Here is a 25,790-nt window from a genome sequence, read left to right as displayed (position 1 = left end):
AAAGAAATGCGAATGACAGGTCTAATGCAGGGAAAGCGCGGCCTCATCATGGGGCTGGCGAATGACAAGTCGTTGGCCTGGGGGATTGCGAAGAAACTGGCTGAACACGGCGCCGAACTGGCCTTCTCCTATCAGGGGGATGCCTTGGCCAAGCGGGTGCGTCCCCTCGCGGAGAGCCTGGGCAGCGATTTCCTGATCGAGTGCGACGTGTCCAACATGGATGCGCTGGACACCGCGTTCGACACGCTGAAGTCGCGCTGGGAGACGATCGACTTCGTCGTCCACGCGATCGGCTTTTCCGACAAGAACGAGTTGCGCGGCAAGTACATGGACACCAGCCTCGATAACTTCCTGATGACGATGAACATCTCTGCCTACAGCCTCGTTGCGGTGACGAAGCGCGCGGCGGCCATGATGCCGGAGGGTGGCTCGATCCTGACGCTGACATACTACGGCGCCGAGAAGGTCGTGCCCCATTACAACGTCATGGGCGTGGCGAAAGCGGCGCTGGAGACCTCGGTGAAGTACCTGGCGAACGACCTTGGGCCGCAGAACATCCGCGTGAACGCAATCTCGGCCGGGCCGATCAAGACGCTGGCTGCCAGCGGCATTGGCGACTTCCGCTACATCCTTAAGTGGAACGAGTTGAACGCGCCCCTCCGTCGCAACGTCACGATCGAGGACGTGGGCGGCAGCGGCCTCTACTTCCTGTCGGACCTTGCCTCGGGCGTGACCGGTGAAACGCACCACGTCGATGCCGGATATCACGTGGTGGGCATGAAGCAGGAAGACGCGCCGGATATCGCGCTCGCCTGAGCGGCAGCGGCGGCGCGCGAACAGCACTAGGCGCGGCCGAGCCCCGGGAGCATAAGGCGGACATGATCGACAGCATTGCCGCCTTGCTCCTGTCCGCCGTCGCGATGACGGCGATTGTGGGCGTGCGCTACCTGATCACAAGCGGGCTCTTCGCATGGCTCACCTCTCGTGTCCGGCCCGGACTTTATGACGGACTGGCGCCGCAGATCCGCAGCGAGCTGAAGTGGTCGCTGCTCTCTGCCGCGATCTACGGCATTCCCGCCGGCGTGGTTGCATGGGGATGGCAGGCCCACGAATGGACACGGATATATACAGCGGTGGACGCCTATCCGCTGTGGTGGCTGCCCGCCTCCTTCCTCGTCTACCTCTTCCTGCACGATACCTGGTTCTACTGGACCCATCGGTGGATGCATCGCCGCCGGGTGTTCGAGCTGGCCCACGCGGTGCATCATGCCAGCCGCCCGCCGACAGCTTGGGCGGCGATGAGCTTTCACCCGATCGAGGCGCTGACCGGCGCCATCGTCATACCTGCGCTCGTCTTTCTGGTACCGATCCACGTCGCCGTGCTCGGCCTGGTGCTGCTGACGATGACGGTGATGGGGATAACCAACCACATGGGGTGGGAGATGTTCCCCCGATGGCTCATTCACTCGCCGTTGGGGCACCACCTCATAACGGCGAGCCATCACCAGCGTCACCACGAGCTTTATCGATGCAATTACGGCCTTTACTTTCGCTTCTGGGATCACGTGTGCGGGACCGACCGCGGGCTCTCAGTTCCCTGACGCTGCTTGCGGCGCTCCCGCTCACGTCCGGCGCGACTCTGCCCAGTACCGACGTAAGCGCTTTGGTGACCAATCTGCGGTCTGATCGGGGGCAGATCCTGGCCTGCCTGACTGCCCGCCCAGAGGCTTTCCCAGGCTGCAACAACGATCCCGATGCGCGGCGGCTCAAAGTCCCTGCCACGACGACACACCTGCGCTTCGGCACGGTTCCCGAGGGACGCTACGCAATCGCGCTGATCCATGACGAGAACAGCAACGGCAAGCTGGACAAGCACCTTGTCATCCCGCGCGAGGGCTTCGGCTTTTCGCAGGATGCGCCCGTCGTCATGGGCCCTCCACGCTTTTCGAGCGCTGCTTTCCCGGTGGGAAGTACGGGCGAGCACCTGTCGATCAAGATGCGCTATCTGCTCTGACCTTGGTTGGTTCTACGCTTGCGAGGCTTGGCGGCTCTCCCTACTCCAGGTGAGTGGCAGAAGCGGAACCCTCTTTAACGAGTGAGGTACTCGATCCCAGCGGGCACCCGCCCGCCGAGGTCGGCACATTCTCGCCTTTCCGTTATCCGGTGTTCCGGGCGATCTGGATCGCCAACCTGTTCTCCAACATCGGAGCCACCATCCAGTCCATCGCCGCGGCGTGGATGATGACCGAGCTCACCACATCGCATCAGCTGGTCGGGCTGGTGCAGTCCTCGGCGACAGTGCCGATCATGCTGTTCGGTGTCTTCGCTGGAGCGATTGCCGATAACTTTGACCGGCGCCGCGTCATGCTCGCCGCACAGATTGGCATGCTCCTCGTATCCAGCGCGCTCGCCGCGATGACGTACGCGGGTCTCATCAACCCGATCCTGCTGCTATCGTTCACGCTGACCGTAGGGATCGGGACGGCGCTGAATTCTCCTGCGTGGCAGGCCTCGGTGCGCCAGCAAGTCGATCAGCGGCAGCTTCCGCAAGCCATCGCGCTGAACTCGGTTTCTTTCAACATCGCCCGCAGCATCGGACCTGCCCTTGGAGGCCTGCTGATCTCCATGTGGGGCGTGTCCTTTGCTTTCCTGATCAACGCCGTCAGCTACATCGGCCTGATTGGTGTGCTGCTGTGGTGGAAGCCCGAGGCCCGCGCCATCGAGCGACGCGCCATTCTGCCCGCCGTCGGCGTTGGCATTCGCTACTGCGCAGGCTCATCGCCGCTGCGCCGCATCCTGGTTCGTGGACTTTCGCTGGGCTTCAGCCTGGCCGCGTATCAGGCACTGCTGCCTACCATCGTCAGCGACCAGCTTTCGGGCAACGAATTCCAGTTCGGCCTGATGCTGGGACTGTTCGGCGTCGGCTCCATACTTGCAGCACCGTTCGTGGGACCGATTCGGCGCAAGCTGCATCTGGAAGGCATACTGGCGCTGGGATCGCTGATGTTCGTCTTCGTGCTTTCACTCCTGGCCGAGGTGCATGTCGTCTGGTACGCGCTGCCCGCCGCGTTCATTGGCGGCATGGCCTGGGTGATGATCCTCACCAGCATCAACACCGCCGTGCAATTGCGTTCGCCCGACGCCATCCTCGGTCGGTGCCTCTCCATCTATCAGGCAGTAACGTTCGGCGGAATGGCGCTAGGCTCATGGACGTGGGGAGCGATAGCCGACTGGCGGGGCTTGCCTTTTGCGCTGCATGCCGGGTCGGTCTTCCTGATAGCGTCCTTCCTTCTGCTTCGTATCGTGGCGCCGCTGCCAAAGCCTGGCGAAGGGATCGTTCAGGACTGATCCTGGACTGGCCACTTCACGATTATTTTACCACGTTGCGCCAGAAGCCACTCTGCTAAGGGGGCTACGGCAAGCAATGGAAATTCTGCGCGCTGACTTTTCCGGCGAGGACGGCGGGAGCTCCGGCGAAGGCCCGGCGGATGATGACGATGCCGGTGGAGAGCTGCCACCCGCTCCGATTGGCCAGGACGAGCGCCGGATGCAGGTGCGCGCATATAATTTCTGGGCGAGCAGACTGGGTAACAGGCGATTCCCTCCTCTTGCGGGGCTCGCCCCTGAAACCCTGCCGGACTTTGGACCTCATGGCGTACTGCTGGACTTCAGTACGGGGCTCGATGACCCCAGCATCGGCTACATTGGGAGCGCGTTGGCGGAGGAGTGCGGCACCGGTCGCGCCATTCGCAGGCTTAGCGAAGTGCCCGGGCTTTCCCTCCTGTCGCGCATCACCGACCACTACATGCAAATCCTGGCGAACGAGGCCCCCATCGGCTTTGAAGCGGAGTTCGTGAACTGGCGTGGCGCGACCATCGCCTACCGCGGGATTCTGCTGCCCTTCTCGAGCAAGGACGAGGGCATCGACCACATCTTCGGCGTCATCAACTGGAAGGAGCTCGCCGAGGCGCAGGTGTCGGACGAACTGCAACTGCAGATGGAGCAGTCACTCGAGCCGCTCAGCCCACGCCGGCATGAGCGCCAACCGCTCACCGGCTGGGCTGACGGGCCGGCAGAGGCGGTGCGCGGGACCGGTGAAGTTGGGCGCCTCACGGCCCTGCCGGTGCCGGATTTCGGCTTCAGTGACATGCCTTACCCCGAGCCGACCAGGCACGAAGCCGCGCTTATCTCACCACCTTGCACCGCAGAGTTGGGCCCGGGAGAGATGGGGCTCGCGGATCGGCTCGCCTCCGCTCGAGAAATGGCGGCGACGGCCGCAGGAGCTGACGACCGGTCGCGAAGCGCGCTCTACGCGGCTCTGGGTCGAGCCTACGACTTCGCGATCGCGGCCGCTCGGCATCCCGAGGAGTTGACCGAGCTGCTGAATGACGCCGGGCTGACCATGCAAGCTCGCGCGCCACTCACACCTGTGGTCAAGCTCGTATTCGGCGCCGGGTACGACAAGACCCGCCTGGCCGAATACGCCGCCGCACTCGCCCACGGCCAGCGGATGGCAATAGCCGAGGGCGACTTTGCCGACCATCTTGCAAGCACACCTGGCGGCCTCAAGGCCATTGTCGCCGAGGAACGTCGGTTGCGACGGAACGAGCTTGCGCAACCTCAGCGGACATCGCCCTCCCCCCGGCTGGTACGGCGCTTGCGCATGATCCAGCCGCAACCGCTGTCGGCTCTATCGGCGGAAGGTGAAGAGTTCACGCTCCTGGTGGCTCGCCGCATGCCTGAGGGTCAGGTGGTCTTGCTCGGCGAAGTGGCCGATGACGCCGGCCTGCTGGAACGTGCGGCACGGCAATTAAGCTGATCTGGCAAACCACTGGCGCGAATTCACAGTCGACGAGGCCGTCTTGTCCGGGCATGATGAGGGCGTGGAAAGATGCGCCCTTCAGCGCCGGTTAACCCGGTCGTCGGCTATGGCGGCAGGCATGGGTTCCAGCCGTTTCTGCGCCTTTATGCTCGCGTTCCTTGCGCTACTCGCATCGGTGCCAGCCGCGGCGCAGTCGATCCTGCGCGACGCGGAGACGGAGGCGCTCTTTCGCGACATGTCGCGCCCCCTGATCACCGCATCGGGCCTGGACCCGAAGAACGTCGACGTCGTTCTCGTCAACGATTCCAGTGTCAACGCATTCGTTGCCGGGGGCCAAGCGGTCTACATCAACTCAGGACTCGTCAACGAAGCCAACTCGGCAAACGAGGTGCAAGGCGTCATAGCGCACGAACTTGGCCACGTCGTTGGGGGCCATGCGGTGCTGAACCTTGGTGGAAAATCGGCCACCAACATCAGCCTGCTTTCGCTCTTGCTGGGCGCCGCTGCCGCTGCTGCCGGTGGAGGCGAGGCCGCTATGGGCGTGCTCATGGCGGGCCAACAGGCGGCGATGGGCAAGTTCCTGGCCTACAATCGCTCACAGGAAGCCAGCGCGGACGCCGCTGGCGCGCAATACCTTTCGCAGGCGGGCATCACCGGGCGCGGCTCCATCGAGTTTTTCAAGAAGCTGCAGAACCTTGAGTTCCGTCACGGCTACCGCCCCAAGGCGGAGGACGAGTTCTACAGCTCACACCCGATGACGGCAGATCGCATCACTACGCTGCTGGATACGTACCAGGCAGATCCCGCTTGGGACAAGCCGAGCGATCCGCAGATCGAGGAGCGCTTTCGTCGGGTTAAGGCAAAGCTGTTCGGCTATCTGGCCGAGCCGCGCGACACGCTGAGGGTCTATCCCCTCACGGATAATTCGGTGAACGCCCATTACGCGCGGGCCTATGCGTATCACAAGGATTCGCAGCTGGACCGTGCTCGGGCCGAAGTCGACGCGCTCCTGCAGACGGCGCCCAACGACCCCTATTTTCTTGAGCTGAAAGGGCAGATCCTCCTCGAATCGGGCCGCCCGGAAGAGGCGCTTGAATCGCTGCGCCGCGCTACCGAGTTGACCAGCTACCAACCGCTGATTGCGACTCTTTTCGGACATGCGCTGATCGCGACCGAAGATCGGCAGAACTACGACGAGGCACAGGAGGTGCTTCGCGCAGCCGTGACGCGCGATCGTGAGAATCCGTTCGCCTGGTATCAGCTCGGTGTGATCTATGCCGCGAAGGGTGACATGGCGCGGGCCCGTCTCGCCAGCGCGGAGCAACAGATTCTGAGCGGTCGGATGAAGGAAGCGCTGGCAAGCGCGCGGGCCGCCCAATTGGGTCTTCCCCAGGGCAGCGCCGATTGGCTGCGGGCGCAGGACATAGAGTTCCAGGCCCGAGCCGAGATTGAACGCGAGCGGAAACGCAGTTAGGCGCGGCTGAATGGCGAACGACGGAAAAACCGCAGGCGGCCCGGTCCGCATCATGCTCGTCATCCTGCTGGTCGCGGCAGCGGCGGCGCTCGGTTGGTTTGCGAATCGCCAGTTCAGCGTGCCGGCGGATCGTGCCGCGATCGAGAAGATCGTGCACTCCTACATTCTGGAGCATCCTGAGATCCTGCCGGAGGCGATGGAGAACCTGCAGCGCAACCAGAGTCGCGACCAGCTCGCCCAGGTTCGCGACACCTTGGAGCAGCCGTTCCCGGGTGCTGTTCTGGGCAATCCGCGTGGATCGGTGACGCTTGTCGAGTTTACCGACTTCGCATGCGGCTATTGCCGCCGCTCGGTCGAGGATGTTGCCCAGCTGACGCGGGACAATCCCGATCTTAAGGTGGTGGTGCGGGAACTTCCCATCATCAGTCCACACAGTGCCGCTGCTGCGAAGATGGCTCTCGCTGCTGCCGAGCAAGGCAAGTACGCGCAGTTCCACAATGCCATGTTTGCAGCCGGACAGCTTGACGAGAGCTCCATCCAAGCTGCCGCGCGGGCTGCCGGTCTGGACATTGACCGCGCCCGGAGAGTTGCGGAAAGTGCGCCGGTCGCCGCCGAGCTGGAGCGCAATCTATCCTTCGCCCAAAAGCTGGGCTTCGCCGGAACGCCGAGCTGGGTGGCGGGTGACGAACTGATTTCGGGCGCAGTGGGCGTCGATCGTCTGGCGCAGGCAGTGGAGGCGGCACGGTCGCGCTGACCGCACGACTTACCGCAGCGTCCGTAAGGATTCCCGCGCCCGCGGTTTTAGGGTACGGACTGCGATGATGCGCGTGCTGCCGATAAAGCCGATCCCTTTTTTCGCCAACAAGAACCAGGCGTTCTGGCGTCTCCAGTTCGCGGGCTGGGCGGGCGCCATGCTGCTGCGCGCCATGTCGGCAATCGCCAACGACCAGTCACCGGCTTTTCTCGTCATCGTTCTGATCGGCACCGCGACCGGCTTTTCGATCTCGTTGCTCCTGGCCGTCATTTTCCGCCAGCTCATCGGGAAACGCCCCTTCTTCACCTGGGGTATCACCGTCCTGACTCTGCCATTCGCAGTCGGCCTCTACGCGTTTGTCGATGCGTGGGTGATCTGGCTTTATCGCGCGGAGGCGAGCACCAGCTTCGCACAGCTGTTTATCGGCTATTTCTATTACGACGCCACGCTGCTCGGCGCTTGGTCCGCCTTGTACTATGCGATCAACTTCTACCTTCAGATCGAGGACCAGAACGATCAGCTGATCCGGCTGGAAAACCAGGCGACACAGGCGCAGCTGGCAATGTTGCGCTACCAGCTCAATCCCCACTTCCTGTTCAACACGCTCAACTCGATCTCGACGCTGGTGCTGCTCAAGCAGACCGAGCCGGCCAATGCCATGCTCAGTCGGCTCTCTTCGTTTTTGCGGTATACGCTCGTCAACAAGCCTTCCGCGCGGGTCACCGTCGCATTGGAAGTGGAAACGCTGAAGCTCTATCTCGACATTGAGCGGATGCGCTTCGAAGAGCGGCTCCGCACGCGCTTCGAGATCGCCCCCGAAACAGAGCAAGGCTTGCTGCCCTCCCTGTTGCTGCAGCCCTTGGTCGAGAACGCGATCAAGTACGCTGTGACTCCGCAAGAGACCGGAGCGGAGATCACCATATCGACGCAACTTATCGGTCCGATGCTTCGCATCGTCGTCTCCGACACCGGCCCGGGCTTGCAAACGACAACGACCGACAACAGGCTGTCAGGCATGACATATGATGGAGGGGAGCCGGTCTCAACCGGCGTGGGTCTGTCCAATATCCGCGATCGGCTGCAGCAGGCCTATGGCGAGGATCATCGTTTCGACATCGTGGAACCACCCGAAGGCGGGTTCGCCGTCGTGATCGAGATTCCCTTCGAATCCCGCGAGGCCGCTGAACAGGCAGACGCGGCAGCGCTGGCAGCAGCGGCGCCGCGCTGATACATTGCATCCATGCACTAGCTGGCCGGCTTCGTCCCCGACCCCGGCCTGAAATCAGGTCTGAAACCTTGGGGCGAACTGCGCGTTCCAGCGCCGGAGATTTCACCGAATGACCATCCGAACCATACTCGTCGATGACGAAAAGCTCGCCATCCAAGGCCTTCAGCTGCGCTTGGAAAAGTACCCCGATGTCGAAATCATCGATACCTGTTCCAACGGGCGTGAGGCCATCCGCAAGATCAAGACGGAGAAGCCCGACCTCGTTTTCCTGGATATCCAGATGCCCGGCTTCGACGGCTTCTCCGTCGTCAAAGGCGTGATGGAGATCGAACCGCCGTTGTTCGTCTTCGTCACAGCATATCAGGAGCACGCCGTTCGCGCCTTTGAAGCGAACGCCGTCAACTACCTGATGAAGCCGGTGGAGGAGGACAAGCTTGCCGACACACTGGCACGGGTGCGCACGCGTCTGGCCGAGAAACGCTCGGCGGAAGAGGCAGAGAAGCTGAAGACCGTCCTGGCAGAAGTGGCGCCGGACGCTATGGATCAGCTTCCCGAAGACGGTGATCCGAATGCAGACCGTTACGAGAAGCTCATCAACATCAAGGACCGCGGACAGATCTTCCGCATCGACGTCGACTCGATCGAGCATATCGAGGCGGCGGGCGACTACATGTGCATCCGCACGGCAGATAACTCGCTGATCCTGCGTGAGACGATGAAGGACCTCGAGCGCCGGCTCGACCCGCGCGTGTTCCAGCGCGTTCACCGCTCCACCATCGTCAACCTGAACCAGGTCCGCCAGGTCAAGCCGCACACCAATGGCGAGTGCTTCCTTGTCCTCGATTCGGGCGCGCAAGTGAAAGTCAGCCGCTCATACCGCGATGTGATCGCCCGCTTCGTGCATTGAGCGCTTCGCCTGCCCCCTCCATGCGAGGGGGCATCAGGCGTCTCAACGCTGAACCAGCGCTCGACAACCGCAAGCCGAAGCGCGAAAGAACCGCGCCATGACCCAGTTCACACTCCCTGGCTTCGACCTAGACGCATTCGTCACCAGCACTCTGAATGAGGATCTCGGCGTGGGCCTTCCAGGCGGCGGCCGGGACGTGACTTCGGAAAGCGTGATCGACGCAGACGCGCGCTTCTCCGGTGTCATGGACTCGCGCGATGCCATCACGGTCGCAGGCCTGCCGATCTCTGCCGCGTTCTTTCAGAAGCTCGACCCGGAGATGGATATCGAGATCCTCGTCGAGGAAGGCGCCCAAGTTCCGCCGGGCACCAAGTTGATGCGTCTCACCGGACAAGCACGCGCCATGCTCACGGCCGAGCGTTCGGCTTTGAACACGGTGCAGCACCTCTCAGGTATTGCCACGATGACGCGCACCTACGTGGCCGAGATGCAGGGCAACGGCACTCTGCTAGACACTCGCAAGACCATCCCCGGCCTTCGGCACCTGGAGAAGTACGCCACTCGCATGGGCGGTGCCAGGAATCACCGGATGGGGCTCTGGGACGCGGCGATGATAAAGGACAACCATGTGCTGGTGGCAGGCGGTGTGGGGCCGGCTGTCGCAAAGGCGAAGGCCGCGGGCGTGGCACAGGTCATCTGCGAGGTGGACAGCCTTGATCAGATCGAACCCGCTCTGGCGGCGGGCGCGGACCACCTGCTGCTCGACAACATGGCGCCTGACGTCCTGCGGCACGCCGTAGCGCTGGTCGCTGGCCGCGTACCCACGGAGGCGTCGGGCGGCGTAAACTTGAACACCATCGCAGCGATCGCAGCGACAGGCGTGACGTACGTGTCAGTCGGGCGGCTGACGCAAAGCGCACCAGCAGCCGACATCGGACTGGACTTCACACCCCTGTGAGCAGGGCGACGCCGCTGACGCGGCTCATCGCGGTGACGATGGCCTTCTCGCCCCCCGCGGCGATGGCGCAGGCCTACCAGTGCACTCCGCCGCAGAGGGTTGAGCCGATCGGGTCCGTGCAGCCTGACGGCCCGACGCGGCGCACGGCAATCGGGGCCTATACGCTTGCTGCAAGCTGGTCTCCCGATCACTGCAAGACGCGCGGCGATCCCGCTTCGATGCAGTGCTCCGGGCGGCATGGGCGATTCGGATTCATTCTGCACGGCCTCTGGCCAGAAGCCGCCCACGGCGCTTACCCGCAGTGGTGTGCAACAAAGCCCCTGCCTTCGCCTCAACTTCTGCGCCGGAACTTGTGCATGACCCCCTCCGCGCGGTTGCTGGTGCATGAGTGGGCGAAGCACGGCAGTTGCATGGCCAAGACTCCTGCGCAGTACTTCAAGGTGAGCGCGATCCTCTGGCGCTCAATCCGATGGCCGGACGCCGACCGCCTCTCGCGCCGGGAAGGGCTGACCGCTGGTGACCTGCGCCAGGCCTTCGTCGCGGCGAACCCGGCGTGGAAGACCGAGCAGGTGGGTATCCTGGTCAGCCGCAGCGGCTGGCTGCGCGAAGTTCGGCTCTGCTATTCACGCCGTTTTCTGCCGATGCGCTGCGGTGCCCGGCAGTTCGGGCCCGCGGACAGTGCGCCGCTGAAGATCTGGCGCGGCCTGTAGCGCTTTCCTCAGCGTCTTTCGCGAAAGAATGCCCTTAGCAGGTTGCCCCCTTCAGCTCCGCCTATGCCGGCATAGACCTCGGGGCGGTGCAGGCACTGAGGCTGCTCAAAGACGCGTGCGCCATGTTCCACCGCACCGCCTTTGGGGTCGGCCGCACCATAGTAGAGCCGGGCGATCCGCGCGTGCACGATGGCACCAGCGCACATGGCACATGGTTCGAGCGTGACCCAAAGCTCGCAACCGTCCAGCCGATCGTTGCCCAGCGCGGCAGCGGCAGCGCGAATCGCAACGATCTCAGCGTGAGCAGTAGGGTCGCAAGTCTGGCGCGGAGCGTTCCGCCCGGTTGCCACAACCCGCCCGTCCTTGACGACGACGGCACCGATGGGCACCTCCCCCTCAAGGGCGGCAATCTGCGCCTCTTCAAGCGCGCGCGCCATCGGCGGAGGGAGCGGCCAGCGTGTCATTCGTTCGCGCTAGACCTCCCGAAGGCGCCGCGCAACTTGACCTGCTCCTGGTGAATCGCTAAGGGCGCGCCTTCCCGTTTAAACGGCACAGACATTTTTTCGAGCGAGAGAGACCATGTCCCGCATCTGCGAACTGACCGGCAAGAGCCGCCAGGTCGGCTGCAACGTCAGCCACGCCAACAACAAGACCAAGCGCGTCTACCTGCCCAACCTGCAGAACGTGACTCTGCTTTCGGACGGACTGGAGCGCAGCTTCAAGTTCCGCGTGTCGACGCATGGCCTGCGCTCGGTCGAGCACAACGGTGGCCTCGACAACTGGCTGCTCAAGACGGCCGATGCCAAGCTCAGCTCGCGCGCCCTCAAGGTGAAGCGCGATCTGAAGAAGAAGCAGGCAGCCTGATTCTTCCGCCCCGCTTCGGCGGGGTGCGTTGAAGAGCATTGAGGCGTGCGGAGCGATCCGCGCGCCTTTTCGCGTTGCTTTGCATGGTGAGGTCAGCTTCAGGTTGACCGCTCACGGCCAGCGGCTCGGACTATCCAGCGGCTCGGACGACGCGGTGGCGCAAACCGGGAGCGTTTCCGCTCTCTGGGCGAGCCGCTTAAGGTAGGTCGGCTGGATTGACCTTCAGCTTCCACAGGAGCGTGCGTTGCAGGGCGGCGTTGTTGTCGTCCGCGATCAGCCAGACGTTGAGCATGCCGTCTTCTGCGGGTGTAATTGCCATGCCTTCGAAATTGTCGATGGGCAGCGAGGACGCAATTCGCGCCACCTCGCGTACCTTCCAGACTTTGCCAGGGCGAATCTGCGCGGGATCACCGATCACGATCCTCCCGGCGAATCGCTGAGGAAAGGGCCAGACGAGGGCACGCATCAGCACCAGCAGACGGCCATCTGGCAACTGCGCCATATCGACGGGGTCAAAGCCTTGCGGCCCTTCAAAGACGAAAGGCTTGGCCGCTTCGGGGTTCTCCACCGGATCGCCCGAAAAAACCACGCCTTCATGACGATGGGACCGCCACCACTCGATCGGCCCCTCGCTCAACAGCACGAAACGACCATCGTGCAGGCGGGCCATTGCCTCCGGTCCGGAGTTCTTGCCCCAATGGCGCATGATCTCTGGCCGCGCGCTTCCCGTCCTCGCCCAACCGGAGTTCAGCCGCACGACTTCGTTGCGCAACTCCAGACCTAACCAGATCTGCCCCGTCTCAGGGTCGCGCGTAGCCGATTCGACATCGACGTCCGATTTGTTGTGCTGCGGGTTGTCGAGCAAGTTGCCGAAGCGCGGCGTTGCGCGAACGCCTCCCGGCGGCGCGAAGACGAGGAAATGGCCCAAGTCGGAGAGTGCCAGCATTCGGCCATCCGGCAGGGGCACCAGCGCCGAGTACCCACCAAACTTCCACGACCCCAGTTCCATCTGCCACGCTTTTTCAAGGTGGAAGGGGCCTAGATGCGCTTTCAGGGTCTCTTCGGATGGGCGCGGCTCGGTGACGAAAGTGAGCGTCTTGTTACGGATCGGCGTCACCCGCTCGGAGCGCAACCAAGTGGTGCTGATAGCACCGGCTACCAGAATCAGGAGAGCTATGCTGCGCCGCACCACGGCTTGATAGGGCAGTCGACGAGGGACGCAACCCTACCGACGGGTTTCACCCCCGACCGCCTGTAGAACCGTCAGCGCATCGGTCCGGTCAGCAGAATAGGATCCAGGCGCGCTTCGTTCCACTTCATCGACCAGTGCAGATGTGGCCCCGTGGCGCGCCCAGTGCTGCCAATTCGCCCGATCGTCTGGCCCTGGCGAACCCGCTCACCCTCTTCCACAAGGATCTCCGAGCAATGCAGGAACGCGCTGTTAAGGCCCATGCCATGGTCAATCATCAGCAGATTGCCCTCGAGCGTGAACGGTTTCTTGGCTGCGAGCACAACGACCCCGTCAGCCGGTGCCACGAAGGGCGTGCCGCTGACGCCGCTCGTGATGTCGATGCCGGAATGGTAGGATCCTGGCTCCCCCCGATAGACCCGCTGCGAGCCGAAGCGGCCGGAGATCCGGCCCGTAACCGGCCATATAAAGTCCTGACGCCAGCCCGCTGCGCCCGTATCGAGAGCACGAGCAGCTTGAATGCGGGCCAGTTCAGGGCGCCGCAGCGCCATGAACGCCTCGCTCGGGCCGGATCGCCGGCGAGCAATGTTCACGTTCTCGATCTGCCAGTCCCGTGGCGCGATGGTGAGACGCTGAACCACTTTTGCACCGGAGCGCAGAGTTGCGATCAGACTGGCGACAGGCTTTGCATCCCGGTCAAAAGCGACGAAGAAGCCGCCGTTTTCCCCCACATCGATGGATTCGCCATCGAGTGAAAGACTCTGCGTCCCACCGGGCGCTGTCCCCTTGATCCAACCACCTTGGGTAAGTTCGCCGGCGAACGCGAAGGTGGCGGGACGACTGGGTTCGGGCGCAGGCGCGGGCTTGGGGGCCGGCGCACGCTCACGCTCTTGAGACGTGGCGCGCTGCGAAACCTGAGTGGTAGGAACCGCAGTGCAACTCGCCAGGGTCATCAGACTGGCCGCGATGGGCGCTACGCAACGTGAAGACGCTCTCATGCCTCTCCCAACAGGCGACGAGTGGCGACCTCGGGCGTGGCATAGGGCTCCTGTCGCTCAACGCTCCAGTAACGGAGAACCTCAAGAGGAATCTGTTCGCCTGTAACGGCACACAGAACGTGGTTGCCCGGGCTCAGCACACGAAAGCCATTGGGCCCGTAGCGCAGGGTTGCGGGACGATCGGCAGATGACATCAGCATGGGCATCGACCTAGCAGAGCGTTGAGTTCAAAACAAATCACCCTGCCGGGCGCTCGGTCCCTTTGATCGCGGCGCACGGCGCGGAGCGGCGCCCGGGACCACCGCCAGATCCCCGTCGCGGAACTTCAGGACAAGCGAGACCTCACGTTCGGCTTGCGCCTTGCGCGTCAACGTGTGCCCATCAGCGTCGGTGACACGCGCAAAGCCGCGGGCCAGGGGCTTGTCGGGGTCGAGCTGAGGCAACACGCGCGCCACCGGCGCGAAGTGCTTGCAAGCGGCTTCGAAACGTCGCTGAAGGAGCGCCGGCGTCAGTCCCGCGCGTGCAAGCCGCTCTTCCGCACGCTCAAGCCGGTGGCGCAGCAGGGGCAACGAAAGCTGCGCACCGCGAGCGTCGAGGCGCGCACGCGCACCCAAGGCCCGATCGCGCAGGGCGCGGCGCAAGCGCTCGCCCGTCTCGTCCAGCTTCTGCGCCTTCGCGGCGAGAAGCGCTTCGGGCCTCGGCAAGTGCCGTGCCCTCGCCTCCAGCCGCTCGCGTCCCAAGGTCACGGGGCGCAAAGCACAACGCCTCTTCCTCAGAGCCAGCTCGGCAAGGTTCGCCGCGAGCTCGACGCGAACAGGCACTGCCATTTCGGCGGCAGCAGTGGGTGTCGGAGCGCGCTGGTCCGCAGCATAGTCACACAGTGTGGTATCGGTTTCGTGGCCGACGGCAGAAATGACGGGAATGGTGCACTCGGCCACAGCGCGGACCACGATCTCTTCATTGAAGGCCCACAAGTCCTCTATGGACCCGCCGCCGCGCGCGACGATCACAAGATCGGGACGCGGTACCGCGCCTCCCGGCGGCATGGCCGAGAACCCACGCACTGCGGCCGCAATCTGGCCAGCCGCACCCTCCCCTTGCACCAGCACCGGCCAGACCAGCACGCGGCTGGGAAAGCGGTCGGCCAGCCGGTGGAGAATGTCGCGGATGACGGCTCCGGTCGGCGAAGTCACAACCCCGATCGTCCTTGGCAGGAAGGGGAGCAATCGCTTGCGCTCACTCGCGAAGAGACCTTCGGCAGCCAGCCGTGCCCGCAGCTTCTCGAGCAGGGCGAGAAGCGCACCCTCGCCGGCAATCTCCATCGATTCGATGACAATCTGGTACTTCGAGCGCCCGGGATACGTCGTCAGCTTGCCGGTCGCGACGACCTCCACCCCATCTTCGGGACGGAAGGCCAGGCGCTGCGCACCGCCCTTCCACATCACGCCATCGATCACTGCCTTGTCGTCTTTCAAGCAGCAATAAAGATGGCCGGAGGCGGCCCGTTTCACACCGGAAAGCTCCCCGCGCACGCGCACAAAGCCGAAGCGGTCTTCCACAGTCCGCTTCAACAGTGCTGAAATCGCGCTCACGGATAGCGGCTCGGCGTTGTCGCCCGGCATTGCCTTCGCTACGAGCGGCGTTTTCCGCTCATCCGCATAATTGTCGTCATCGAAAGGCAGCGCCATGAATATCCTTCTTCTGGGGTCGGGAGGCCGCGAGCATGCTCTCGCCTGGAAGCTGGCGCAATCCCCGCTCTGCACCCGCCTCTATGCCGCCCCCGGCAATCCCGGCATAGCCGAACAGGCAAGCTGCGTCACATTGGACGCGACCGATCACGCTGCCGTTATCTCCTTCTGCGAGACGCAGGGGATCGGGTTAGTGGTCGTGGGCCCCGAAGCCCCGCTGGTGGACGGCTTGGCCGATTCGCTGCGCGGTGCCGGGCTGGCCGTCTTCGGCCCCAGCCGCGCCGCTGCGCGCCTTGAAGGGTCCAAGGGCTTCACCAAGGATCTGTGCGAACGTGCGGGCATCCCCACAGCCAAATACGTGCGCGTCGCCCGCGAGGCGGACGCGCTCGAGGCACTGGAGGGCTTTGGCGCGCCCGTAGTCATCAAGGCGGACGGGCTTGCCGCGGGCAAGGGCGTGACGGTCGCCATGACCATGGACGAGGCGCAGGAAGCCGTGCGGGAGATCTTCTCCGGCCGCTTCGGAGAGGCAGGCGCCGAGGCGGTGATAGAGGAGTTCCTGGAGGGCGAGGAGGCAAGCTTCTTCGCGCTGACCGACGGCAGCACGATCGTGCCTTTCGGGTCCGCACAGGACCACAAGCGCGTGGGCGAAGGCGACACTGGCCCGAACACCGGCGGCATGGGTGCCTACAGCCCGGCACCGGTGCTTACGCCAGAGCTTGAAGGTCAGGCGATGACCCGGATCATCGCCCCCACAGTCAAGGCCATGACCGATGAGGGCTACCCCTATTCGGGTGTCCTTTACGCCGGGCTCATGCTCACCCGCGAAGGGCCGAAGCTTATCGAGTACAACTGCCGCTTCGGCGACCCGGAGTGTCAGGTGCTGATGATGCGGCTGGGAACAGATCTGGTCGAACTGGTGCTTGCCTGCGCACAGAACCGCCTGGGCTCGGTCCAGCCGCCCCGGTTCTCTAACGAGACTGCTCTCACAGTGGTGATGGCTGCCAATGGCTATCCGGGCACGCCCGAAAAGGACGGCCGCATCGACGGTATTCCCGTTGCCGAGCGGCAAGGTGCAAAGATCTTCCACGCCGGTACGACACTGGGGCCGGATGGCGTGCTGCGGGCGTCGGGCGGTCGCGTCCTGAACGTCACCGCCTCGGGCGAGACTGTGCGCGAAGCGCAGGAACGTGCGTACGCCGCAGTGGACAAGGTCAGTTTCCCCTCCGGCTTCTGCCGCCGCGATATCGGCTGGCGCGAAGTGGCTCGCGAAGAGAGCTAACCACGTCCGTGGCCATGAACGTCAATGCGGTCCTGAAGCTGAGCATCGCCGCAGGCGCGCTGCTCGCCGGAGCGGGGGTCGGCTATTACTATGGGATCTTCCTGCCGGCGGAGTCGATCCACCGCACACTGGAAGCCGGGCAAGAACGGCAGGCGGCAGCCGCCGATCAACGAGCCGCGCTTGAGCGTGCGCGCATGCTCGAGACCCGGCGTCGCGAAGCTGCGCAGCAGCGGTACGAGGTCTGCCTTGCGGCCGCCGAGACGGCTTACCGGTCGCGTTGGACGTCGGGTTGCCGGACGCAGCATATCCGCCAGCGGGCCGCCTATGAAGACTGTGCTGACGATTGGTTTCGCACCCGCGACGCTTGCCGGCGTGACTTCCCTGTCGAACCAGAGCGAGGGTGTGCGCTGCCGGCGCTGATCAGCAGCCGTCTCGCTGCGGCGCGGGACTCGGCCCGGACGCAGTGCCTAGGCGAACTCCAGGGGCTTTGAGCTAGGCTGCGGTCTCGCCGTCCAGCAGCAGCCGGACTGCCAGCGCCAGTCGGCTCGCATCGTCTCGCGCGACATGCTCCACCGGTAGCCGCTCGCGCGCGGCGTCAAGGGCACTGACAACCTGAGGCCGCGTATACCCGCGTTCGGCAAAGTACTCACCCAGATAGCGGACCGGGAACGGCGGATGCATTCCCGCCGCATGGGCCAACACCTCAAGCCAATAAGCGTCCAGATCGGCATCGGCATAGACCTGACAGTGGCCAGCGAAAGCCTGCATCTCGGCAAGCACTTGTGCTGGCGGCAAGCCGTCCCGTGCGATCACATCCTGGGCGATCCCGTGCAGCGCCTCAGCCTCCGGCGACCAGTCCCAGAAGCGCCAGGATTCGGCAGGACGGATAAGCCAGGTACGGCTCGATCCGTCTACCCGCGCCAGGGCAACCTCGATCGGGTAGGACTGCCCATAGTCGGGCAGGCAGCTCGCTTCGAAGTCGATTAGTGCCGGGCAGGTCATCGTTTGCTCCCTTCCCGGCCCGTCTGCATCAGCCGGCCCGCTCTGTCACCAGCGTCGCAAGATCGACTTCGGGCCGAGCGCCGAAGTGAGAGATGATCTCGCCGGCACATATCGCGCCAAGGCGCAGACATTCTGCAAGCGGCATTCCTCGCACATGACCGAACAGGAAGCCTGCAGCGAAGAGGTCTCCCGCACCGGTCGTGTCGACAACCCGGGCAACCGGCTCCGCAGGCACCTGCGCCCGCTCTCCTGCAGCAATGGCGACGGCGCCATGCTCGCTGCGGGTTGCCACCACGACCGGCACCTTCGCCGCAAGAGAGGCAAGCGCGTCATCGAAATCGTCGATGCCGGTCAGCGCTGCCAGTTCGACGGCATTGGCGAAAAGGATATCGATCTGCCCTTGCGCGATCATGTCCCGGAAGTCGTCACCGTGCCGGTCGATCACGAACGCATCGGAAAGCGTGAAAGCGACCTTCCGGCCCGCCTCTCGCGCAGTCGCAATCGCCTTGCGCATGGCGGCCCGGGGCTCCTCCGGATCCCAGAGATACCCTTCCAGATAAAGCACTGCCGAACTGGCGATCGCGTCCAGATCCAGCACCTCCGCTGGAAGGAACTGCGATGAGCCGAGGAACGTGTTCATCGTCCGCTGCGCATCGGGCGTCACGAAGATGAGGCAGCGGCCTGTGGGGGGATCGCCCGCGCGCGCAGGCGTGGCAAAGTCAATGCCAGCCGCGCGGATGTCATGCGCAAAGACTTCGCCGAGCGCATCGTCGGCCACCTGTCCGATGAATGCGCACCGCGCGCCCAGCGAAGCGAGACCGGCGAGCGTGTTTGCGGCGGAACCGCCCGACACCTGCGCCGTCGGTCCCATGTGCGCGTAGAGCTCTTCGGCCCTTGCGGTATCGACCAGGGTCATTCCCCCGCGGGTGAGGCCGAGTTCATCGATCACCTCGTCCCGGCTGTGCGCGAGCACGTCGACGATGGCATTGCCGATCGCGATCACATCGTAACGGGGGGCTTGGTTCATGTGATAGATGGTTCCCTGGACACCGGAGGACAGCTTCATACCGCGAGTAGCGTGCGGCTCGACCGGGAGCAACCTTGCGCGGCGTTGACAGCCCACCTGCGGCGCGCGATGCGACTGAGCGACCATGTCTTACATCACGCATGCCCGCCCCGCGCCATCTCAGCTGCGCGCTGTTTTCACCGCCGCCCTGCTTGTCCCGCTTCTTGCTGCCTGCGCCTCGACCGGGGGAACGTCCTCTACACCGCGGCCGGGGAAAGTCGCGGGCCAGCCAGTGCGCGCTCCGGTGCGTGCCGCTCCGCGAGAGCCTTCATTTCAGTCAATCCCCGGCCTTGAAGGCGTGATCGGGGCAACCGAGGGCCAGATCGTGCGGCAGTTCGGCAGTCCGCGCCTCAATGTCTGGGAAGGCGATGCACGCAAACTGCAGTTTACCGGCACCGCATGCGTGCTCGATGTCTATCTCTATCCGACCAGGCAGTCGCGCGAGCCAGTGGCATCTTTCGTCGACGCACGCCGCGCGTCCGATGGGCAGGATGTTGATCGCGCCGCCTGTGTGGCAGCACTCAAGCGGCGGTAGGTCCGTGCCTAGACGGTGAAGCTCTCGCCACAGCCACAGGCGCCCTTCGCGTTCGGATTGTTGAACACGAACCCGGCCGTGAAATCATCCTCGACCCAGTCCATTGTGCTGCCAACGAGGTAGAGCACCGAAGCGCCATCGATGAAGAAAGTGCCGCCCGGCGTGTCGATCCGCTCATCCAGCGGGCTGGCCTCGCTGACATAGTCGACGGAATAGGCGAGCCCCGAGCAGCCCCGGCGCGGCGTGGATAGCTTTACGCCGATCGCGTCGTCAGGTGCCTTGGCCATGAGTGCCGCGATCCGCGCCTCGGCAGAGGGCGTCAGGATAACGGCGGCGGGGCGTTGGCGAACTTTGGTTTCAGTGGTCATGTCAGCCTCTTGTACCCGTGACTCAAGCTTTCGGAATTGCCCGGCAACCCGCGCCAGAGCCCGGACTCGTTGTAGATGCGAGAATGATCCGGCTCACAACATCCCCAGTTCGAGCTTCGCTTCGTCGGACATTTTTGCCATGTCCCAAGGCGGATCCCAGACAAGACTAACCTCGCAGTCGCGCACGCCCGGCACTGCCGCGACACGCAGTTCGACCTCACCCGGCATCGATTCGGCGACGGGGCAATGCGGCGTGGTTAGCGTCATGGTCACCGCCACACCGCCCTCAGGCGAAACATCCACGCCATAGATCAGGCCAAGATCGTAGATGTTCACCGGAATCTCGGGGTCAAAGATCTCCTTGAGCGCGTCGATTACACCCTCGTAGATCGAGCCTCCGGGCCCGTTCGGATCGTCCGCAGGCGGCTTCGCAGCCAGGAAGCCTTCAAGGTAGTCGCGTTTGCGCCCAAGCTTCTCCTGCGCCGTCTCCACGGCTGCATCTTCCACGCGCGCGCGGCGCGGAGGCGTTGCAGCCTCCACTTCCTCGACCGCAAAGGTACGGTCCTCGTTGCCGGTATTCTCAATCATGGGGCGAAGATCCTCCGCGTGCGCTCAATCCCCTTAAGGAGCGCCTCGATGTCTGTTTCGTCGTTATAGAGCCCGAAGCTGGCGCGCGCCGTCGCGGGAACGCCCAGATGCTCCATCAGCGGCTGGGCGCAATGGTGCCCGGCGCGGATCGCCACGCCTTCCTCGTCCAAGATAGTGCCCAAGTCGTGCGGATGCACCCCTTCAAGCGCGAAACTGGTGATGCCGAGCGAATCGGCGGGGCCGAACAGCGTCACGTCGTTGCGCTGCCCCAAGGCCTCGCGCAGCTTGGCCGCGAGGCCGCGCTCATGCTCGTGCGCCACGTCCAGTCCGATCGCTTCGAGCCACTCGACCGCGGCGGCAAGGCCAATCGCTTCGACAATCATCGGAGTGCCGGCCTCGAAGCGCTGCGGGGCCGAGGCAAAAGTCGTCCTTTCGAAGGTCACCTTGTCGATCATCGCGCCGCCACCGTGCCAAGGCGGCATCGCGTCCAAGATCTCGGCCCGCGCCCACAATGCGCCAATCCCGGTCGGCCCATAGAGCTTGTGCGAGGAGAAGACGTAAAAGTCGCAGCCAAGCTTCGCCATGTCGAGCTTGATACGCGGCGCGGCCTGACAGCCGTCCACCAGCAGCTTGGCGCCTACAGCATGCGCCAGTTCCGCCGCTTGCTTCACGTCAAGCACCGAGCCGAGCACGTTGGAGACGTGCGCAAGCGCCACCAGCTTGTGTGCCGGCGTCAGCATGGCTTCTGCGGCTTCAAGATCGACGCAACCATCCGCAGTCAGCGGGCACACGTCGATGGCAACGCCCGTGCGCTCACGCAGGAGTTGCCACGGCACGATGTTCGAATGGTGCTCCAGGGTCGAAAGCAGAATGCGATCGCCCGCTTTAAGGTTCTCGACACCCCAGGTCTGGGCAACAAGGTTGATCGCCTCGGTTGCACCGCGCGTGAACACAACCTCATCCTCGCGCCCGCCGATAAACGTCGCGACGCGGCGACGTGCCGCCTCGAAGCCGAGCGTCATCTCGGCCGAGCGTGCGTAGACGCCGCGGTGGACGGTCGCGTAGTTGACGCCCATTGCGCGAACCGTGGCATCGATCACGGCCTGCGGCTTCTGCGCTGTCGCCGCAGTATCGAGATAGCGCCAGGGCGAGCCGTCGAGATTCCACATGCCCGGAAACTGCTTGCGCAGGTTCGCGTTCAGGTGCGTTGGCGCGATGGCCTCGTCGAGCATGGCTTCGCCCACGTTCTGGTCAGGCGTTCCACTCACAGGATCGCCTCCAATCGGGTCAGCGCCTGCTCGCTCAGCGTATCTTCGTGGGAGGCACCGGCGAACGCTTCAGCGATGAACGCCTGCAGCATCAAACGCTTGGCCTCGGACGGAGGCAGCCCGCGCGACATGAGATAGAACAGCCCTTGCGCATCGAGCTCACCAACCGCGCAGCCGTGCGCAGCCTTCACGTCATCGGCATAGATCTCCAGCTCCGGCCGGGCATTCGCCGTAGCCGTGCGGTCGAGCAGCATGGCCCTGACCGATTGCTCGGCGTCCGTCCCGTCTGCGCCCCGCTCCACGCCGATACGGCCGAGATAGGTTCCCGTCGCGTGGCCCGACAACACCGTGCGCACGATCTGCTCGGACGTGGCGCTGGGCCCCGCATGGGTCACTTCCGTAACGATCTCCACCGTTTCGCTCCCGGTCGCCAGTTGCGCCGCGCCGAGCGTGAAATCGGCCTTTTCACCAAGCCGCACGTCCACGGCGATACGTCCGAAAGCGGGACCGGCCAGCAGCACGCGCAAGTCGAACGTCGCGCCCGCCTCTAGCGTGATCACCAGATGCCGCGCGACGGTGGCACTGCCGGTCTCCACGACATCCAGCATCCCGCTCTGGCCGGCTGGGACGAGAATCTCCTCCCGCGCAACCGGCCATACACTGGCCAGGGCGTCGACATCCGAATAGCGGAAGGCTTCGTCGCGCCTCGTTGGAAGAGCGAGCGTCGTCACGCAGCCACCGCCTCGTAGCCTTCTTCCTCCAGCTGCAGCGCCAATTCAGGGCCGCCGGTACGGACGATCCGCCCACCGGCGAGGACATGCACGAAGTCCGGCGTCACGGTGTCGAGCAGGCGCTGGTAGTGCGTGATCAGCAGCACCGCCTTGTCCGGCTTCCTCATGATCGTGTTGATGCCATCGCCCACGACCCGGAGCGCATCGATGTCGAGACCCGAATCGGTCTCATCGAGGATCGCCAGCTTGGGATCGAGGATGCCCATCTGCACCATCTCCGCGCGCTTCTTCTCACCGCCCGAGAAGCCGACGTTCACCGGCCGCTTGAGCATGTCCATGTCCATCTTGAGCAGCCCGGCCTTCTCCCGTGCGAGCTTGAGGAACTCGCCGCCCGAGAGCGGCTCCTCACCACGGCCCTTGCGCTGGGCATTGGCCGCTTCGCGTAAGAACTGCACGAAGGAAACGCCCGGGATCTCGACCGGGTACTGGAAGCCCAGGAACAGCCCGGCAGCGGCCCGCTCGTGCGGTTCGAGCTCGAGCAGATCCTGACCGTTGAACGTGACCGATCCACCGGTCACTTCGTAGCCGGGACGCCCGCCCAGCACGTAGCCCGTGGTCGACTTGCCGGCGCCGTTCGGGCCCATGATCGCGTGCACCTCGCCCGCGTTGATCTGGAGCGAAAGTCCCTTGAGAATCGGCTTGTCAGCGACGGTTGCGTGAAGATCGGTAATCTGGAGCATGGTCATCCTTCAGCGCCCTCATCAGCATGGGCGAACTGCGGCGCACCGGCACTGCGGCGCGCGGCGCGTTTGTCGAACGGCTTGTTCACTTCGGTAAGTATCGCTCTGACGACGGCATCCGCGTCATCCAGCACATCGCTTTCAGCGAAGCGCAGCACGCGCACGCCGACATCGGTCAGCTTCTTGTCTTGCAGAGCATCGACCTCCGGGTTTGCACCCTCGGGCGAAAGCACAACGGCGATCCAACGGGAGGGGCAGGCGAAATCGACGATCACGGAGCCGACGATCGACTGACGCAAGAATCTCACTCCGCCCAGCCGCGATCCGGACAACTGCTCCCAGAGCGCTTGCTGCGCCAGCGTGGGCGCGCGCCGCGCCTCACGCGCACGCACCTTCAGCTTGTCCAGCCGCGCGCCGGTGGCGGCGAAGCTCGCCTTGGGATCGGCCTTCGGAGTGGAAGCCTGGCTGATGCCCAGGGTCTTGCGCTCAGTCATCAGCCGACGCTCCCTTCGAGCGAAATCCCGAGCAGCTTCTGCGCCTCCACGGCAAACTCCATCGGCAATTGCTGCAAGACCTCCTTGGCGAACCCGTTGACGATCAAAGCCACCGCCGACTCGGTATCGAGCCCGCGCTGCTGGGCGTAGAACAGCTGGTCGTCGCTGATCTTGCTGGTGGTCGCCTCGTGCTCGATCTGCGCGGAAGGGTTACGCACTTCGATATAAGGCACCGTGTGCGCGCCGCATTCCTTGCCGAGCAGCAGCGAATCGCACTGGGTGAAATTGCGCACCCCGTCCGCGTTCGCCGCCACGCGCACGAGGCCGCGGTAGGTGTTGTTGCTCTTGCCGGCCGAGATGCCCTTGGAGATGATCGTCGAGCGGCTGCCCTTGCCGTTGTGGATCATCTTGGTGCCGGTATCGGCCTGCTGATAATTGTTGGTGACCGCGACCGAGTAGAATTCGCCCACCGAATCCTCGCCGTTCAGCACGCAGCTGGGATACTTCCAGGTGATCGCGCTGCCGGTCTCAACCTGGGTCCAGCTGATCTTGCTACGCGCGCCCTGACAGAGGCCACGCTTGGTTACGAAGTTGTAAATGCCGCCCTTCCCCTCGGCGTTGCCGGGGTACCAGTTCTGCACCGTCGAGTACTTGATCTCGGCATCTTCCATCGCGACCAGTTCGACCACCGCGGCGTGGAGCTGGTTCTCGTCGCGCATCGGGGCGGTGCAGCCTTCCAGATACGAGACATAGGAGCCCTTGTCGGCGACGATCAGCGTGCGCTCGAACTGGCCGGTGTTCTCCGCATTGATGCGGAAGTAGGTGGACAGCTCCATCGGGCAGCGCACGCCCTCGGGGATGTAGACGAAGGTTCCGTCCGAAAAGACCGCGCAGTTCAGCGCCGCGAAGTAGTTGTCGTGCACCGGCACCACGCGGCCGAGCCACTTCTTCACCATCTCGGGATATTCGCGAATCGCTTCGGAGATCGAGCGGAAGATCACCCCTGCCGCTTCCAGCTCGGCACGGAAAGTGGTGGCGACCGAGACCGAATCGAACACCGCGTCCACAGCGACCTTGCGCGCGCCTTCAACGCCGGCGAGCACCTTCTGCTCTTCGATGGGGATCCCGAGCTTCTCGTAAACTCGCAGGATTTCAGGGTCGACCTCGTCGAGCGAACCGAGCGCTTCCCGCTTCTTCGGCGCGGCGTAGTAGTAGGCGTCCTGATAGTCGATCGGCGGTACATTGAGCTTGGCCCAGTCCGGCGGCGTCATCTCCAGCCACTTGGCATAGGCTTTCAGACGCCACTCCAGCATCCACTCAGGCTCGTTCTTCTTGGCCGAGATGAAGCGAACGGTCTCTTCCGAGAGGCCCTTGGGCGCGAACTCCTGCTCGATCTCGCTCGACCAGCCATGCTCGTAGTCGGCAACGCGCGCAGCCGCATCGTGGGCGGCCTGATCCTTGAGAGCGGTCTGTTCGGTCATGCGGCATACTCGGAAGTAGAGTGTTCAAGCGGAGCGGCGGTAGGCATCTCCACCAATCGGGTGAGCGGAACGCCGGCAAGCGCTCCACGAACGGCTTCGTTCACCAGGGGCCAATGGGGCCGCACGGTGCAGGCGCTTTCCAAGGTGCAATCATGGCGGCCCGTATCGCAGCATGCAGTCAGCGCAATCGGACCTTCCACAGCCTCCACGATGTCGGCAACGGTGATCGCCGCCGCAGGTCGCGCCAGCTTGAGACCGCCCCCCACCCCTCGCGAAGAGCGCAGCAACCCCGCGCTTGCAAGCCGACTCACCAGCTTTTGCACGGTGGGCCCAGGCACGCCGGTCTCTTCAGCCAGTTGCACCGCCGAAACACGCGCGCCGCCACAGTGCCGCGCAGCGGCAGCCATCACGACGACAGCGTAATCGGCCATGCTGGACAAGCGCATGAAAAGAGGCACCTCCGGTCGATTGTAAGTCCGATCCGTAAATCGGATCAATCTTCTCCAGTTTGACCTAGTGCATTGGCGCTCAGGTTTCAATGGGGCGCACCGTCACACGCGCCCTTCGCCGTTCGGTCCATACGGGCAAAAAAAAGCGGTTCCCTGCACTCTGCAGGAAACCGCTAAGTCTGAAAGAACTCGAGCGC

30 protein-coding genes are annotated in these 25,790 nt (G+C 64.1%); 15 read left to right on the top strand and 15 right to left on the bottom strand.

The window, feature by feature from the left end:
- Positions 1-12: 12 nt before the first annotated feature.
- The 11 genes from fabI to ABUH87_RS06755 all read left to right on the top strand — a co-directional run bounded on the left by fabI (position 13) and on the right by ABUH87_RS06755 (position 10,853).
- Positions 13-816, top strand: a complete 804-nt coding sequence (fabI, locus tag ABUH87_RS06805; protein WP_367771619.1) for an enoyl-ACP reductase FabI — start codon at positions 13-15, stop codon at positions 814-816.
- A 62-nt stretch (positions 817-878) separates the two neighbouring features.
- Complete coding sequence (locus tag ABUH87_RS06800) at positions 879-1,601, top strand: sterol desaturase family protein (RefSeq protein ID WP_367771616.1); 723 nt, start codon at positions 879-881, stop codon at positions 1,599-1,601.
- Positions 1,568-2,014, top strand: coding sequence for a DUF2141 domain-containing protein (locus tag ABUH87_RS06795; RefSeq protein ID WP_367771613.1), 447 nt, complete (start codon positions 1,568-1,570; stop codon positions 2,012-2,014). The genes ABUH87_RS06800 and ABUH87_RS06795 overlap by 34 nt, the downstream gene beginning before the upstream one ends.
- Positions 2,015-2,067: 53 nt before the next feature.
- On the top strand, positions 2,068-3,348 hold the full coding sequence (locus ABUH87_RS06790; protein WP_367771605.1) for an MFS transporter: 1,281 nt from the start codon (positions 2,068-2,070) through the stop codon (positions 3,346-3,348).
- 76 nt (positions 3,349-3,424) lie between these two features.
- Positions 3,425-4,819 carry a PAS domain-containing protein gene (locus ABUH87_RS06785; protein WP_367771602.1) on the top strand — a complete coding sequence of 465 codons (1,395 nt, stop codon included), beginning with the start codon at positions 3,425-3,427 and terminating at the stop codon, positions 4,817-4,819.
- A gap of 121 nt (positions 4,820-4,940) precedes the next feature.
- Entirely contained in the window at positions 4,941-6,296 is a 1,356-nt protein-coding gene (locus ABUH87_RS06780; RefSeq protein WP_367771599.1) for a M48 family metalloprotease, read from the top strand.
- 10 nt (positions 6,297-6,306) lie between these two features.
- Positions 6,307-7,050, top strand: a complete 744-nt coding sequence (locus ABUH87_RS06775) for a DsbA family protein (RefSeq protein WP_367771596.1) — start codon at positions 6,307-6,309, stop codon at positions 7,048-7,050.
- 67 nt (positions 7,051-7,117) lie between these two features.
- Positions 7,118-8,278 (top strand): sensor histidine kinase, encoded by a 1,161-nt coding sequence (locus tag ABUH87_RS06770; RefSeq protein WP_367772174.1) that lies wholly within the window; start codon positions 7,118-7,120, stop codon positions 8,276-8,278.
- Positions 8,279-8,387: 109 nt separating this feature from the next.
- On the top strand, positions 8,388-9,185 hold the full coding sequence (locus ABUH87_RS06765) for a LytR/AlgR family response regulator transcription factor (RefSeq protein ID WP_367771594.1): 798 nt from the start codon (positions 8,388-8,390) through the stop codon (positions 9,183-9,185).
- 97 nt (positions 9,186-9,282) lie between these two features.
- Positions 9,283-10,143: a carboxylating nicotinate-nucleotide diphosphorylase gene (gene nadC, locus ABUH87_RS06760; protein ID WP_367771591.1), complete on the top strand. Its 861-nt coding sequence runs from the start codon at positions 9,283-9,285 to the stop codon at positions 10,141-10,143.
- Entirely contained in the window at positions 10,140-10,853 is a 714-nt protein-coding gene (locus ABUH87_RS06755; RefSeq protein WP_367771589.1) for a ribonuclease T2 family protein, read from the top strand. Before nadC ends, ABUH87_RS06755 begins: the two co-directional genes overlap by 4 nt.
- An 8-nt stretch (positions 10,854-10,861) precedes the next feature.
- Here the strand turns inward: ABUH87_RS06755 and ABUH87_RS06750 are convergent, their stop codons facing one another.
- On the bottom strand, positions 10,862-11,317 hold the full coding sequence (locus ABUH87_RS06750; protein WP_367771587.1) for a nucleoside deaminase: 456 nt from the start codon (positions 11,315-11,317) through the stop codon (positions 10,862-10,864).
- A gap of 115 nt (positions 11,318-11,432) precedes the next feature.
- Between ABUH87_RS06750 and rpmB the strand changes: the two genes are divergently transcribed.
- A complete protein-coding gene (rpmB, locus tag ABUH87_RS06745; RefSeq protein ID WP_367771584.1) occupies positions 11,433-11,717 on the top strand; it encodes a 50S ribosomal protein L28 in 285 nt (94 codons plus the stop codon).
- A gap of 196 nt (positions 11,718-11,913) precedes the next feature.
- Here the strand turns inward: rpmB and ABUH87_RS06740 are convergent, their stop codons facing one another.
- From ABUH87_RS06740 to xseA, 4 genes are all read right to left on the bottom strand, one after another.
- Entirely contained in the window at positions 11,914-12,906 is a 993-nt protein-coding gene (locus tag ABUH87_RS06740) for an esterase-like activity of phytase family protein (RefSeq protein ID WP_367771580.1), read from the bottom strand.
- A gap of 74 nt (positions 12,907-12,980) precedes the next feature.
- Complete coding sequence (locus ABUH87_RS06735; RefSeq protein WP_367771577.1) at positions 12,981-13,859, bottom strand: M23 family metallopeptidase; 879 nt, start codon at positions 13,857-13,859, stop codon at positions 12,981-12,983.
- Positions 13,860-13,900: 41 nt separating this feature from the next.
- Positions 13,901-14,104 (bottom strand): DUF2093 domain-containing protein, encoded by a 204-nt coding sequence (locus ABUH87_RS06730; RefSeq protein WP_367771574.1) that lies wholly within the window; start codon positions 14,102-14,104, stop codon positions 13,901-13,903.
- Between the two features lie 27 nt (positions 14,105-14,131).
- Entirely contained in the window at positions 14,132-15,592 is a 1,461-nt protein-coding gene (xseA, locus tag ABUH87_RS06725) for an exodeoxyribonuclease VII large subunit (RefSeq protein WP_367771570.1), read from the bottom strand.
- On the opposite strand from xseA, the gene purD reads away from it, so the two are divergent.
- Together purD and ABUH87_RS06715 are read left to right on the top strand one after the other, a co-directional pair.
- Positions 15,591-16,871 carry a phosphoribosylamine--glycine ligase gene (purD, locus tag ABUH87_RS06720; protein WP_367771567.1) on the top strand — a complete coding sequence of 427 codons (1,281 nt, stop codon included), beginning with the start codon at positions 15,591-15,593 and terminating at the stop codon, positions 16,869-16,871. The two genes, xseA and purD, sit on opposite strands and share 2 nt — an antisense overlap.
- An 8-nt stretch (positions 16,872-16,879) precedes the next feature.
- Positions 16,880-17,362, top strand: coding sequence for a hypothetical protein (locus ABUH87_RS06715; protein WP_367771564.1), 483 nt, complete (start codon positions 16,880-16,882; stop codon positions 17,360-17,362).
- A gap of 1 nt (position 17,363) precedes the next feature.
- Here ABUH87_RS06715 and ABUH87_RS06710 read toward each other — a convergent pair whose 3' ends face one another.
- The gene (locus tag ABUH87_RS06710; RefSeq protein WP_367771561.1) at positions 17,364-17,873 is read right to left on the bottom strand and encodes a 3'-5' exonuclease; all 510 of its coding nucleotides are present in this window, start codon (positions 17,871-17,873) and stop codon (positions 17,364-17,366) included.
- Between the two features lie 28 nt (positions 17,874-17,901).
- Complete coding sequence (locus ABUH87_RS06705; RefSeq protein ID WP_367771558.1) at positions 17,902-18,900, bottom strand: adenosine kinase; 999 nt, start codon at positions 18,898-18,900, stop codon at positions 17,902-17,904.
- Between the two features lie 124 nt (positions 18,901-19,024).
- Between ABUH87_RS06705 and ABUH87_RS06700 the strand changes: the two genes are divergently transcribed.
- The gene (locus tag ABUH87_RS06700) at positions 19,025-19,474 is read left to right on the top strand and encodes a hypothetical protein (protein ID WP_367771555.1); all 450 of its coding nucleotides are present in this window, start codon (positions 19,025-19,027) and stop codon (positions 19,472-19,474) included.
- Positions 19,475-19,482: 8 nt separating this feature from the next.
- Here ABUH87_RS06700 and ABUH87_RS06695 read toward each other — a convergent pair whose 3' ends face one another.
- The 8 genes from ABUH87_RS06695 to ABUH87_RS06660 form a co-directional block, all read right to left on the bottom strand.
- Entirely contained in the window at positions 19,483-19,842 is a 360-nt protein-coding gene (locus tag ABUH87_RS06695) for a HesB/IscA family protein (RefSeq protein WP_367771548.1), read from the bottom strand.
- A gap of 93 nt (positions 19,843-19,935) precedes the next feature.
- On the bottom strand, positions 19,936-20,430 hold the full coding sequence (locus ABUH87_RS06690; protein ID WP_367771544.1) for an SUF system Fe-S cluster assembly protein: 495 nt from the start codon (positions 20,428-20,430) through the stop codon (positions 19,936-19,938).
- A complete protein-coding gene (locus ABUH87_RS06685) occupies positions 20,427-21,662 on the bottom strand; it encodes an aminotransferase class V-fold PLP-dependent enzyme (RefSeq protein WP_367772172.1) in 1,236 nt (411 codons plus the stop codon). Before ABUH87_RS06685 ends, ABUH87_RS06690 begins: the two co-directional genes overlap by 4 nt.
- 32 nt (positions 21,663-21,694) lie before the next feature.
- Positions 21,695-22,429, bottom strand: coding sequence for a SufD family Fe-S cluster assembly protein (locus tag ABUH87_RS06680; RefSeq protein ID WP_367771541.1), 735 nt, complete (start codon positions 22,427-22,429; stop codon positions 21,695-21,697).
- Complete coding sequence (gene sufC, locus ABUH87_RS06675) at positions 22,426-23,169, bottom strand: Fe-S cluster assembly ATPase SufC (RefSeq protein ID WP_367771538.1); 744 nt, start codon at positions 23,167-23,169, stop codon at positions 22,426-22,428. The genes ABUH87_RS06680 and sufC overlap by 4 nt, the downstream gene beginning before the upstream one ends.
- A gap of 2 nt (positions 23,170-23,171) precedes the next feature.
- The gene (locus tag ABUH87_RS06670; RefSeq protein ID WP_367771536.1) at positions 23,172-23,663 is read right to left on the bottom strand and encodes an endonuclease domain-containing protein; all 492 of its coding nucleotides are present in this window, start codon (positions 23,661-23,663) and stop codon (positions 23,172-23,174) included.
- A complete protein-coding gene (gene sufB, locus ABUH87_RS06665; protein ID WP_367771533.1) occupies positions 23,663-25,144 on the bottom strand; it encodes a Fe-S cluster assembly protein SufB in 1,482 nt (493 codons plus the stop codon). The genes ABUH87_RS06670 and sufB overlap by 1 nt, the downstream gene beginning before the upstream one ends.
- Positions 25,141-25,590, bottom strand: a complete 450-nt coding sequence (locus ABUH87_RS06660; RefSeq protein WP_367771530.1) for an SUF system Fe-S cluster assembly regulator — start codon at positions 25,588-25,590, stop codon at positions 25,141-25,143. The genes sufB and ABUH87_RS06660 overlap by 4 nt, the downstream gene beginning before the upstream one ends.
- Positions 25,591-25,790: the final 200 nt, after the last annotated feature.

Origin of the sequence: Novosphingobium rhizovicinum, from assembly GCF_040813635.1 — a bacterium.
Taxonomy (GTDB): domain Bacteria; phylum Pseudomonadota; class Alphaproteobacteria; order Sphingomonadales; family Sphingomonadaceae; genus Novosphingobium; species Novosphingobium rhizovicinum.
The sequence above is the reverse complement of the archived record's forward strand: the minus strand, read 5'-3'. Positions and strand labels throughout refer to the sequence as shown.

What these genes read in the sequence shown, in the direction of transcription:
- sufC (WP_367771538.1), bottom strand. Translation starts at nt 23,169, where the DNA reads ATGCTCCAGATTACCGATCTTCACGCAACCGTCGCTGACAAGCCGATT.
- ABUH87_RS06770 (WP_367772174.1), top strand. Translation starts at nt 7,118, where the DNA reads ATGCGCGTGCTGCCGATAAAGCCGATCCCTTTTTTCGCCAACAAGAAC.
- ABUH87_RS06750 (WP_367771587.1), bottom strand. Translation starts at nt 11,317, where the DNA reads ATGACACGCTGGCCGCTCCCTCCGCCGATGGCGCGCGCGCTTGAAGAG.
- ABUH87_RS06670 (WP_367771536.1), bottom strand. Translation starts at nt 23,663, where the DNA reads ATGACTGAGCGCAAGACCCTGGGCATCAGCCAGGCTTCCACTCCGAAG.
- ABUH87_RS06800 (WP_367771616.1), top strand. Translation starts at nt 879, where the DNA reads ATGATCGACAGCATTGCCGCCTTGCTCCTGTCCGCCGTCGCGATGACG.
- ABUH87_RS06700 (WP_367771555.1), top strand. Translation starts at nt 19,025, where the DNA reads ATGTCTTACATCACGCATGCCCGCCCCGCGCCATCTCAGCTGCGCGCT.
- ABUH87_RS06705 (WP_367771558.1), bottom strand. Translation starts at nt 18,900, where the DNA reads ATGAACCAAGCCCCCCGTTACGATGTGATCGCGATCGGCAATGCCATC.
- ABUH87_RS06690 (WP_367771544.1), bottom strand. Translation starts at nt 20,430, where the DNA reads ATGATTGAGAATACCGGCAACGAGGACCGTACCTTTGCGGTCGAGGAA.
- ABUH87_RS06710 (WP_367771561.1), bottom strand. Translation starts at nt 17,873, where the DNA reads ATGACCTGCCCGGCACTAATCGACTTCGAAGCGAGCTGCCTGCCCGAC.
- ABUH87_RS06775 (WP_367771596.1), top strand. Translation starts at nt 6,307, where the DNA reads ATGGCGAACGACGGAAAAACCGCAGGCGGCCCGGTCCGCATCATGCTC.
- ABUH87_RS06780 (WP_367771599.1), top strand. Translation starts at nt 4,941, where the DNA reads ATGGGTTCCAGCCGTTTCTGCGCCTTTATGCTCGCGTTCCTTGCGCTA.
- ABUH87_RS06785 (WP_367771602.1), top strand. Translation starts at nt 3,425, where the DNA reads ATGGAAATTCTGCGCGCTGACTTTTCCGGCGAGGACGGCGGGAGCTCC.
- ABUH87_RS06660 (WP_367771530.1), bottom strand. Translation starts at nt 25,590, where the DNA reads ATGCGCTTGTCCAGCATGGCCGATTACGCTGTCGTCGTGATGGCTGCC.
- rpmB (WP_367771584.1), top strand. Translation starts at nt 11,433, where the DNA reads ATGTCCCGCATCTGCGAACTGACCGGCAAGAGCCGCCAGGTCGGCTGC.
- ABUH87_RS06695 (WP_367771548.1), bottom strand. Translation starts at nt 19,842, where the DNA reads ATGACCACTGAAACCAAAGTTCGCCAACGCCCCGCCGCCGTTATCCTG.
- xseA (WP_367771570.1), bottom strand. Translation starts at nt 15,592, where the DNA reads ATGGCGCTGCCTTTCGATGACGACAATTATGCGGATGAGCGGAAAACG.
- ABUH87_RS06730 (WP_367771574.1), bottom strand. Translation starts at nt 14,104, where the DNA reads ATGCTGATGTCATCTGCCGATCGTCCCGCAACCCTGCGCTACGGGCCC.
- ABUH87_RS06685 (WP_367772172.1), bottom strand. Translation starts at nt 21,662, where the DNA reads ATGCTCGACGAGGCCATCGCGCCAACGCACCTGAACGCGAACCTGCGC.
- ABUH87_RS06765 (WP_367771594.1), top strand. Translation starts at nt 8,388, where the DNA reads ATGACCATCCGAACCATACTCGTCGATGACGAAAAGCTCGCCATCCAA.
- ABUH87_RS06735 (WP_367771577.1), bottom strand. Translation starts at nt 13,859, where the DNA reads ATGACCCTGGCGAGTTGCACTGCGGTTCCTACCACTCAGGTTTCGCAG.
- nadC (WP_367771591.1), top strand. Translation starts at nt 9,283, where the DNA reads ATGACCCAGTTCACACTCCCTGGCTTCGACCTAGACGCATTCGTCACC.
- sufB (WP_367771533.1), bottom strand. Translation starts at nt 25,144, where the DNA reads ATGACCGAACAGACCGCTCTCAAGGATCAGGCCGCCCACGATGCGGCT.
- purD (WP_367771567.1), top strand. Translation starts at nt 15,591, where the DNA reads ATGAATATCCTTCTTCTGGGGTCGGGAGGCCGCGAGCATGCTCTCGCC.
- fabI (WP_367771619.1), top strand. Translation starts at nt 13, where the DNA reads ATGACAGGTCTAATGCAGGGAAAGCGCGGCCTCATCATGGGGCTGGCG.